Annotated in this window: 8 protein-coding genes and 1 tRNA gene; 2 read left to right on the top strand and 7 right to left on the bottom strand. The window is 70.1% G+C overall.

The features are described 5' to 3' along the window. Positions 1-294 precede the first annotated feature (294 nt). The 4 genes from ABZ641_RS16615 to ABZ641_RS16600 all read right to left on the bottom strand — a co-directional run bounded on the left by ABZ641_RS16615 (position 295) and on the right by ABZ641_RS16600 (position 5171). Positions 295-3009, bottom strand: a complete 2715-nt coding sequence (locus ABZ641_RS16615) for an AAA family ATPase (RefSeq protein ID WP_359982530.1) — start codon at positions 3007-3009, stop codon at positions 295-297. Positions 3010-3047: 38 nt separating this feature from the next. Then, a complete protein-coding gene (locus tag ABZ641_RS16610) occupies positions 3048-3461 on the bottom strand; it encodes a hypothetical protein (protein ID WP_359982527.1) in 414 nt (137 codons plus the stop codon). Between the two features lie 222 nt (positions 3462-3683). Continuing rightward, positions 3684-3757: transfer RNA gene (locus tag ABZ641_RS16605), tRNA-Pro, on the bottom strand. Between the two features lie 154 nt (positions 3758-3911). After that, the gene (locus ABZ641_RS16600) at positions 3912-5171 is read right to left on the bottom strand and encodes an MFS transporter (RefSeq protein ID WP_359982533.1); all 1260 of its coding nucleotides are present in this window, start codon (positions 5169-5171) and stop codon (positions 3912-3914) included. Between the two features lie 221 nt (positions 5172-5392). Here ABZ641_RS16600 and ABZ641_RS16595 point away from each other — a divergent pair, with 221 nt between their 5' ends. After that, complete coding sequence (locus ABZ641_RS16595) at positions 5393-6466, top strand: DUF2804 domain-containing protein (protein WP_359982525.1); 1074 nt, start codon at positions 5393-5395, stop codon at positions 6464-6466. Between the two features lie 70 nt (positions 6467-6536). On the opposite strand, the gene ABZ641_RS16590 is transcribed toward ABZ641_RS16595, so the two are convergent. The 3 genes from ABZ641_RS16590 to ABZ641_RS16580 form a co-directional block, all read right to left on the bottom strand. Then, the gene (locus tag ABZ641_RS16590) at positions 6537-7337 is read right to left on the bottom strand and encodes a DUF1684 domain-containing protein (protein WP_359982522.1); all 801 of its coding nucleotides are present in this window, start codon (positions 7335-7337) and stop codon (positions 6537-6539) included. A 90-nt stretch (positions 7338-7427) separates the two neighbouring features. Continuing rightward, positions 7428-8291, bottom strand: a complete 864-nt coding sequence (locus tag ABZ641_RS16585) for an acyl-CoA thioesterase II (RefSeq protein WP_344626940.1) — start codon at positions 8289-8291, stop codon at positions 7428-7430. 243 nt (positions 8292-8534) lie between these two features. After that, positions 8535-9212: an alpha-ketoglutarate-dependent dioxygenase AlkB gene (locus tag ABZ641_RS16580; protein WP_359982520.1), complete on the bottom strand. Its 678-nt coding sequence runs from the start codon at positions 9210-9212 to the stop codon at positions 8535-8537. 299 nt (positions 9213-9511) lie between these two features. On the opposite strand from ABZ641_RS16580, the gene ABZ641_RS16575 reads away from it, so the two are divergent. Next, entirely contained in the window at positions 9512-10315 is an 804-nt protein-coding gene (locus tag ABZ641_RS16575; RefSeq protein ID WP_344626938.1) for an MBL fold metallo-hydrolase, read from the top strand. Positions 10316-10401 lie beyond the last annotated feature (86 nt).

The raw sequence follows: 10401 nt of genomic DNA, 5'->3' as shown, positions 1-10401 counted from the left end.
GGGACATCCGCGACGACATCCACGAGGCCTTCCTCAAGCTGGCCTGCTGCGTGATCACCTACAGACGCGTCCGAGCATTGTGTTAGCTCCTCTAAGCGAGGCCCCGGTCGGCGGACGCAATTTCTACGTCTCGAGCGACCCGCGGGCCCCACTCGCCCCCCACCTACCACACACGCGTGTCAGCAACCGCCCCGCACAGGCCCCCTTCCGCGCGCCGGCAGCAGCGGCTCGTAATCTCATGCAGATTGCGGCCCACCCCCAAGACTGTCCTCGTTCATACGAAACCCATCGCCGCTACCAGAGCACACGCGCACGGCGCTCACTGTTGAATCCAAGACCATGCCGATAGATCTCCGGCACCCAGTAGCGCCCGTCAGAGCCCTTGCTGAAGACTCCAGAATCAATAAGCAGGTCTGCCTCCGCAACAGTGAGCTCGACCTGCTCGAGTTCAAAGGGAACCAGGACGGAGTGGCCGAGCCCCTGCATGTGGACCAGCAGCCGACCGATCTCCTTGTCCTCCTCCCCCACCGAGGCAATCTTGTTCCTGCTGCATTCGAGCAAGGCTTTACGCATGGCAGTGGGAACAAGTACGCGATCGTCCACAGTGTCGTTGTACTGTTCAGAGTTCTTGGCGGCAACCGCAAGAAACATGACGACGTCGCGCGCCTGCACCTGACCATTGAAGTCCCCGAGCGCGGCAGGAACCCACAGGTGGGAGCGCGCCTCGCGAGACTTCTCGCTGCCCATCTTCCAACCCCAGACCTGAATAAGACTGTCAATCAGCTCATCGGTCGAAAGATCGGTGATGCCGGAGAGAGGAAGGGGTTCAGGTAGCGCTTCGGCAGATGCAGACACCCAGAGCGCAAGACGCAGCGCCTCATCCTTGCTCCAATGCAAGGCATAGTGATCGTACCTACCGAGGAGTTGTGCACTGTTCTGACGAACTGCTCCAGTAACGAGGTCGCGGCGGACGAAGACCACGAGCCCGAAGGGCCGGCCGCGAAGCGAGCGAAGCCATCCCAGAACATCGATCAGCAGAACCCTCAGGGCCGTACGCTTCGTCTCACTGTCCAGGTTTTGCAGAAGGTCCTCGAGGCCGTCGATCACGAAGACCGCCTTGGCCCGTCGACCGAGGTCGATCAATGCCTCTTCCGGACGCTGGTGTTCGGATGACTCCAGTCCGCAGGCCATGGCCAGACATTCCAACCACAAGCTGCGCCAACCAAGTTCATCCCGACCGTCGAGCCTGGCCAGACCAGCCTTCACCGTGTCCGAGATACTCGACGCAACCACGTCCCGCCGTGACACACTCCCGTGCGCCGAAGCAAAAGCATCACGCAAGTCCTGCGGCTCAAGATCCCCGTACTCGAGGTTCGCCGACTCCAGAACCGGGACAATGGGTGCCTCGATTGTGACACCCTGGATCCCCGACTGCGTCGCGAACGTCCGCCATGTTCGCGCTGCACACGCCTTCGCGTACATGAAGGTCTTACCGGCTCCCTTCGCTCCCACCACGAGGGCTTGCGGCAGCTCGGTCCGGTGGTCGGCGAGCAGGCGACGGAGGGGTTCCGTCACGAGGAACCCCCCGGCCGAAGAGAGTCCGCTCTGCTCCGCGTAGACGAGGTTCTCGGCGGTCCGGGCCAGATTACGTCGCAGTCGACTGTATTCCACCGCCACCCCGGACGCGGACACACCAGTCATGCGGGGCGCCGACACCGGAAGGAGGGACTCAAGTCCATCAGCGACTCCACACGACGAAATCACGTCCAGCACCGCGTCCCAGGAAGAAGGAAGGGCGAGAAGCTCCTCCCTGAACGGGCTCAGTACAGGCTGGGCGAGCAGCGTCGCATCAACGAATTCCGTGTCATCTCCGCCAGTATCCTCCGGCCCGCGAAGCGCACTTCCAAGAGCTGCCGAAAGGAGGCCGCGCGCGGCATCGGCTTGAACGGTGTGAGTGTCCATTCGATACTGGGTGACGATGATCGAAGTTGCAGGGTCAATACCCTGAACAGTAGGAGCCTTCCGGCCGAGTTGGCGGACCATCATCTCTGTACCGGCAAGGGATTGATGACTCAGAGTCGTAACGAAGACACGCTGCACCCTGGGGTCAAGGAGCACTGGTGCAGAGAGTTCGGAAGCACCGGCTCTGAGGTCTACAACGACCGTGTCCGCCCCGAGCCGTTCCCCCAGTGCAGCCAGAGCTTCCGTGACGAAATACACCGACCGCTCAGGGGTAAGAAGGTCCGCCGGCTCGATACGGGGCGGGGCCAACGTCACGCGGCGGCTCGACGGCATAACAGTGATGCTCCCGCCACTCGCATAGTGGCCGGCCTGCTGATTCGGCAGGTAAGCAGCTGCGATGTCGATCGCTCCCCGGGAGTCATTACTCTCTCCGCCTTGGAGAAGAGTGATGAAGTCCTCATAGGTGAAGTCGCACTGCCCGCCTTGCTCCTTGTGCATCCAGGTGATGCCGGGGGCCTCAAGGTCGGCGTCGATCAGCAGAACTTTTCCGCCACTTCGTGCCAGCCTGTCGGCGACTGCCACGGCGTGCACCGTCCGACCGACCCCCCCCTTGAATGAGTGGAACGCCATGACCTGCACATCGCCTGCGAATGTCGGCACAGCAGGCCGGTGAAGAGGTTCTGCCAGCTGGCGGGTAATGTGCTTCTCGCGAAGCAACGGGACGCGCTTCCTCGCCGCACCATGTTCAGCGTCCACGCTGAACTCGACGCGCAGTCCGGTGAACTCGGTGGTCCGGGGATCGTCAAGGCCGAGCAAGAGGTCGCCGTCAGCCCACCCTGCCGATCCGGTACCGAACGCTTCGTCGAGCCACTGTTTCACTGTTTCCGGGGCAACACTGGTCCTGGTGACCAGTTCCAAACAATCCCACCAGCTGTCTGCGGCGAGGAGCCAGTCGGGCCACTCCCCTGCCAAGGCCAGCCTGGTCAGATGCTCATCCACATCCACCCAGCTGAAGAGGTGGCCGGGGGGGACGATTCCGCTGTCCATAATTTCCAGCTTTCCAGGTTCTACCACGACTCGGCCCCCTAGTCCCGCTCGCACCAGGAGATGAGTTCGTCTAGCAGGTCACGGGCCTTTTTCTCGTCCTCGGCATGCAGTCTCACGCCGTAACGCCAGGCCTGATGCAGGTCGGCCAGAGCCACGTTCACTCCGGGCTGCCCGACAGCCCGGCAGTTCTTCATGCCTTGCAGAGCAGCACCGAGGCGCCGCGGCATACCTAAATCCTTCGCCAACTTCCAGAGATCATGTGTCGGCTCAAGATGCGAAGTATCACGAAGTCCTCGACGTGCCAGCACCCTCTCCTTGAGCGCGCACTCCGCCGCGTAGAAGAGGAGGAGGCAAGAAGTGACTGCATCTCCGCCGTCCGCCACCTTGGTCGCGCTCTCCCGCAACTGCGTCCGCCGTTTACGGAGCGCCGCCACCCCCACGTGAAGCACCATGGCACACATCATGGCACTGGAGCTGGCAGCCAGTCGCCCTTGCGCTCAAGGATTTGAAAGTGAATGACCGACGCCGAGGCCAAACTGGACTTGCTTCGGAAGATCGCCGCGAGCAGGACGCCCACGACCACGCAGCAGCACCTGCATCCAGATCGTCGGCACCAACACGAAGAAGCCCGCTAACCTGGATTTATCCAGGTTAGCGGGCTTCCGACATTTCTGTCGGGACGACAGGATTTGAACCTGCGACCCCTTGACCCCCAGTCAAGTGCGCTACCAAGCTGCGCCACGTCCCGTGGTCTCGCTGCCTCGGCTCACCGATCTTGACAGGTGATCTTCGGCTTCTCGACCTTGCCCCCGGTCTCCCGGCGACGTGGAAAACAATACAGCACGTGGAGGGGTGCTCGCTGCCAGGTTTCGGGTGGCGGGGCCGGGTGGTGTCGTGGCTGGTCAGGGGGTGGGCTTGCGGGAGTCGTAGCGGAGGAAGGCGGGGCGCCGCGCCGCGAGCAGCAGGACGGCCGCGACACAGGCCAGCCCGCCGGTGACGACGGAGATCGTGACGGAGGAGGTGAGGGTGGCGACCGTGCCGGATTCGAAGTCGCCGAGGCGCGGCCCGCCGGCGACCACGACGATGAAGATGCCCTGGAGGCGGCCCCGCATGTCGTCCGGCGCCGCCACCTGCATGATCGTGTTGCGGAAGATCATGCTGATGGTGTCGGCGCAGCCGGCCGCCGCGAGCAGCGCCAGCCCGAGCCACAGTTCGCGGACGACCCCGAAGGCGGCGATGGCGAGCCCCCAGGCGGCAACCGCGGCGAGGACGGCCGCGCCGTGCCGGTGCACCCGCCCGATCCACCCCGAGAACAGCGCTCCGACCAGCGCGCCGACGGCCGGTGCGGCGACGAGCAGGCCGACCGTCCCGGCCCCGCCCCCGTAGAAGCCGACCGCGATGGCGGGGAAGAGCGCCCGGGGCAGGCCGAAGATCATGGCGGCGAGGTCGGCGAGGAAGCTGGTGCGCAGGTTCGGCCGGGTGGCGAGGAAGCGCAGCCCGTCGAGGACGGACGCCCGCCCCTTGCGTCCGCTGCCGTCGGCACCGTCGCTCTGCGGCTTCATCGCCGGCAGCCGCCACATCGCGTAGAGCGTCGCGCTGAAGGCGACCGCGTCGAAGAGGTACGCGGACTGGGCCCCGAACGCACCGATGAGCAGTCCTCCAAGCATGGGGCCGACGGTCATGCCCAGGTTCATGCTCACGGTGTTGAGCGCGTTGGCGGCGGGCAGTTGTTCGCGCGGCACCAGGCGCGGGATCATCGACGACCTGGCCGGCGAGGAGAGCGCGAAGAAGCCCGCCTGGACGGCCACCGCCGCGTACAGCAGGACGACGACGTGCAGGCCGAGCAGGGCCTGGGCGGCGAGCAGGACGGAGACGGCGGCGAGGCCGGCGGAGCCGATCAGGCCGAGGCGGCGGCGGTCGAGAGTGTCGGCGACGGCGCCGCCCCACAGGCCGAAGGCGACCAGCGGGACGAGCGAGAAGAGTCCGACGAGGCCGGTGGCGAAGCTGGACCGGGTGAGGTCCCAGACCTGGACGGCGACGGCCACGGCGGTCATCTGCTGGCCCACCGAGGAGACGGTCTGGCCGAACCAGACCCGCCGGTAGTCGGGGATGTCGCGCAGCGGCCCGATGTCGGCGAGCGCACCGCGGACGATCCGCCGCAGCCGCCCCGGGGCCGCAGTACCCGCCGTAAAGTCCGCAGTGCCCGCCGTGGGGTCCGCAGCATCCACCGTGGGATCCGCAGCGTCCGCCGCGGGGCCAGTGGTGTGGGCGGGGGTGGGCGGGGCTGCTTCGGGGGCCTGCGGCTGATCGGTCGACATGGTCAACCATGTTCGACCACGACGTTTCACCCCGTCCCGCCGGGGTTGCCGCTACGGTGACCGCCGTGGCGTCCTCCGATCGCGAACTGACCGCCCCCGTCGACCTCTGCCGGCCGGACGGGCGGCTCGATCCGGCGGCCGTGGGCTGGTCACGCCGGCCGCTGCACCGGGCGAACCTGCGCGGCTGGGGCCGCACCAAGCGCTGGGAGTACTGGTGCGTGGCCGCGCCGACGCACCTGGTGGCGCTGACCGTGAGCGATCTGGACTTCCTGGCGCTGAACAGCGTGTACGTGCTGCGCTGGGACGGCCCGGCCGGCCGCACGCGCCCCTGGGAGGCGGAGCGCACCGCCCTGGTGCCGTTCGGCCGCGGGGTCGCCCTTCCGGAGGCGATCGCCGGGTCGAACGGGAGCGGCACCGACGTCGTGGTGGGGCCGGAGCGGCCGACCGGCGGCCGGGTCCGGGTGGAGGTCCTCGGCGAGGCGGGCGGTACGCGGCTGCGGGCCCGCTGCGTGGCGCCGGACGGACGGCCGGTGGAGATCGACGTGTTCGCGGCGCTGCCGGACGGCCACGAGACGCTGGGCGTGGTCGTCCCGTGGGACGGGCGGCGCTTCCAGTACACCTCCAAGCACACCGCCCGCCCGGCCCGGGGCACGCTGCGGATCGGCGACGAGACACTGCCGTTCGGGGCGGCGGACGACGCCTGGGCGGTGCTGGACCACGGCCGGGGCCGCTGGCCGCGGAGGGTGCACTGGAACTGGGGCGCCGCCTCGGGCCGCACCGACGACGGCCGCACGCTCGGCCTGCAGTTCGGCGGCCGCTGGACGGTCGGCACCGGCACCACCGAGAACGCCCTCTGCGTGGACGGCCGTCTCACCCGGATCGGCGAGGAGCTCGCCTGGTCGTACGACCTCGCGGACCCGCTCGCGCCGTGGACGGTCCGCACCCTGGGCTCGGACGGGGTGGACCTGGTCTTCACCCCGTTCCACGACCGCCGCACCCGCACCGAGGCGGGTCTGCTCGCCAACCGCACCGACCAGTGCTTCGGCCACTACCGCGGCAGCGTCCGGGCGGCGGACGGCAGCCGGATCGCCGTCCACGACCTGTTCGGCTGGGCCGAGGACGTCCGGATGCGCTGGTGAACCGCCCGGACGGCACGACCCGGCGACCCGGCCCGTCGACCCGGCCCGCCGAACCGGGCAGGACGGACGGTCAGCCGGTGACCACGTGCCGCTCCCCCGCCTCGACGGCGACCGGCAGCCGGTTGCCGGGCGGCGGGAAGGGGCAGATGAAGTGGTCGGCGAAGGCGCAGGGCGGCAGGTGGGCCCGGTTGAGGTCGAGCACGGTGCGGCCGTCGGCGTCCGGCGCGGGCAGGGTGATGAACCGGAAGCGGTAGGTCTCGTGCCCGCTGGTGGCGTCCGCGATGACGCCGCTGAGCCGGCCGCCGGAGCGGCTGACGGTCAGCGCGTACTCCTCGCCGCACAGGGTGAAGGCGATCTGCCCGGTGACCGCGAGCGGCCGCTCCTTGCCGTCCGCGTTGGGGACGGTGAGCGCCCGGTCGCCGCTCTCGAACGGGGTGAAGACGGCGGCGACGGCCCAGTCCGGTGCGTACGGGAAGGTGTCGATGCCGGCGAAGGCGGCGCGGGCCGGGGCGTCCGGGTCGAAGACCCGCAGGGCGAGCTCGCCCTCGCGCTCGATGGGGACGAGGCGCAGTTCGCCGAGGGTGGCACGTTCCGGGGCCGGGTCGGTGTCGGGCCGCAGCGACACCTCGCCGTCAAGGGCCCCGGCCGCGGCCGCCGATTCGAGCCGGATGCCGTACTCGGCCTTGGCGTCGAGCCGGACGACCCCGTCGGCGGCCCACCACTCGCCCGGCAGGCCGGGGATCTGCTCCGGGTCCGGGCCGAGCCAGTGCGTCCCCGTCAGTGCGAGCGGCCCGTGCTGGGCGCTGACGGCGGCGGCGCGGGCCTCGGTCCAGCGCTGCCAGGATTCCGCGGCGGTCTCTGCGGCGGTCATCGGCGGTCCTTCCTGAGCGGTGCCTGAGCGGTGGCGTAACGGTGGCGGATCGGATCCGCAAGGGCTCGCGGGCGGGTCGCGCCCGCCGGGTCAGCGTGCGGTGAGCGGCCGGAACAGGCCCTCCTGGACGACGGACACGACGAGCCGCCCGCTGCGGTCGAAGATCTCGCCGCGGGCGAGCCCGCGGGCGCCGTGCGCGATCGGTGACTCCTGCTGGTAGAGCAGCCAGTCGTCGGCGCGGAACGGCCGGTGGAACCACATCGCGTGGTCGAGTGAGGCCATGTCGAAGTTCCGCTCGCCCCACAGGGGTTCGACGGGGACGCGGACGGCGTCGAGCAGCGTCATGTCGCTGGCGTAGGTGAGCGCGCAGACGTGGATCAGCGGGTCGTCGGGCAGTTCGCCGTTGGTCCGCAGCCAGACGCCGCTGCGCGGCTGGACCCCGGCCAGCTCCTCCTTGTTCCAGCGCAGCCGGTCGACGTAGCGGATGTCGAAGGGCTGGCGGCGGCTGATGAACGGCGGCATCTCGCCGAGCCGGGAGCCGACCTCGTCGAGGGCGCTGGGCAGCTCCTCCGGGCCGGGGACCTGCGGCATGGCGTCCTGGTGCTCGATGCCGCCCTGCTCGGGGCGGTGGAAGTCGGCGGTCAGCGCGAAGATCGACCGGCCCTGCTGGATGCCCAGCACACGGCGGGTGGTGAAGGACCGTCCGTCGCGGATCCGGTCGACCTGGTAGACGATCGGGACGCCGGGGACGCCGGGACGCAGGAAGTAGGCGTGCAGCGAGTGCACCGGGCGGTCCCCGTCGACCGTCCGGCCGGCGGCGACCAGGGCCTGGCCGGCGACCTGTCCGCCGAAGGTCCGCTGGAGGGCCTCCTCCGGGCTGCGTCCCCGGAAGATGTTGAGTTCGATCTGTTCCAGATCGAGCAGGTCGACGAGCTGGTCGACGGGCGTGCCCATGTCCTGTGTCCTCTCCAGGCCGCCGGACGCCTGCCCGGGATCTCCGGTGCGGCGCCGCCCGGCGCTCTACGTCTACCGAGAAGTCTCCTCCGGATCGGGGAATTCCCGCCGTCCGGATCGGAATCCGCGGTCGGTCCGGCCCGGAACGGCGACCGGAACAACCACCGGAACCGACCGCCGGACCGGCGCGGACGGCCCGGAACGGCCCGGCAACGGCGGCCTCGAAGCCGCAGGGCAACGGCCTCAGGCGAGTCCGGACTGCCGGACGGTGATGTTCAGCCGCCCGACCAGGGCGAGTGCGGGGTCGGCGGTGCCGGGCAGCGTCTTCACCACGCCGTGGTAGGCGAACCGGGCCGGGCCGCCGAAGACGAACAGGTCGCCGCTGCGCAGTTCCAGGTCGGTCCAGGGCCGGGTGCGGGTCTCGGTGTTGCCGAGCCGGAAGACGCAGCCGTCGCCGATCGAGAGCGACACCACGGGGGCGTCGACGCGTTCCTCCTTGTCCTTGTGCAGGCCCATCCGCGCGCCGTGCGGGTAGTGGTTGACGACGGCGATGTCGGGCTCGTACCCGGCGGCACCGGGCACGGCGGCGAGGCCGTCCGGACCGTAGGCCGCCGCGAGGGCGCGGCGGGCGAGGGCGCCGAGTTCGGGCGGGAAGGGCTTGACCGGGGCGCCGTCGCCGTCGACGACCGTCCGCGCGTAGCCGTACGGGTACCAGTGCCATCCGAGGCAGACGGTGCTCACCGACATCTGGCCTCCGGTGGGCATCCGGACGGTGCGCATCCCGGCGGGCGGCCGGGCCCAGTCGCGGCAGGCCTCGACGAGCGCGCGCTGCTCGGCGGCGTCCAGCCAGTCCGGGAGGTGGACGGCGCCGGGGGCCGGTTCGGCGGGCTCTCGCGGGAACGGGAGGGGTTCGCCGGTCATACGGCCATCCTCGCAGCTGCCCGGACCGTCCCGGGCACGGACGGCAGGACGGGCGTCCACGACCTCCGGCCCGGGGCCGGACGGGCGTCCGCGACCTCCGGCCCGGGGCCGGACGGGCGTCCGCGACCTCCGGCCCCCGGGGCCGGGCGACGGGACGGGCGGTCCCCGCGGGCTCCACGCCGGTCGCAGGGTCGACATGCGGTGCACCGGCCGGCGGCCCACGCTGGTCGGGGAGCCGACCCCGCCCCGCCCCGCCGCGGCGCAGCGTCTGCGCCGCTCCGTGCACCCGAGGAGCCGGCATGAGCAGGCTGGACTTCGCCGTCGTCGACCTTCCCGAGTCGTCCATGCACAAGACGGCGGTGCTGATCGCCGGCGCGCGCGGGACGATGCTGGTGGACACCGGGTTCACCCGTTCGGACGGGCGGAAGCTGGCGCAGCTGGTCGGGGCGATGGAGCGGCCCCTGACCACGGTCTTCGTCAGCCACGGGGACCCGGACTTCTACTTCGGCGCCGAAGAGGTGCAGAACGCCTTCCCGGAGGCGACGTTCCTGGCGCATCCGCTGGTGATCGAGCACATCGCGCAGACGTACCCGTCGAAGCTGTCGACCTGGGCGCACCTGGGGAGCGAGCTGCCGACCCGGCCGCCGCGGCTGCGGCCGCTGGACGGCGACGTGATCGAGTTCGAGGGACACCGCTTCGAGGTGCGCGGTTTCGAACCGAAGCTGCCGGACCGGCACTTCCTGTGGGAGCACCGCAGCCGGGTGCTGCTCGGCGGCGTCGCGCTCTACCAGGGGCTGCACGCCTGGACGGCGGACACCCCGGACCCCGGCCGGCGGGAGGCCTGGATCGACCTGCTGGACGCGATGGAGGCGCTCGATCCGATGATGGTGGTGGCCGGGCACCGGATGCCGGCGGCAACTCCGGACGCGAGCGCGATCGCCTTCACCCGTGACTACCTCAAGGCCTTCGAGCGGGAGGTGGGCAAGGCCGAGGAGGCGGCCGACGCGGAGGAGGCGCTGCTGCGCCTGTACCCGGACGCCGGGCTGAAGCTCGCCGTCCGGCTGGGTACCCGGGTGGCGAAGGGCGAGCTCGTCATGGACTGAGCAGAAGCGGGCGGAGAAGGTCGGGCCGCCCCTGCGGCGAAACACCGAACCGCCCGCCGGCGGCCGCCCGTCCGGGGGGTACGGGC

Origin of the sequence: Kitasatospora sp. NPDC007106 (assembly GCF_040634455.1) — a bacterium.
GTDB lineage: Bacteria > Actinomycetota > Actinomycetes > Streptomycetales > Streptomycetaceae > Kitasatospora > Kitasatospora arboriphila.
This window is presented reverse-complemented; position numbering and strand designations above follow the sequence as displayed.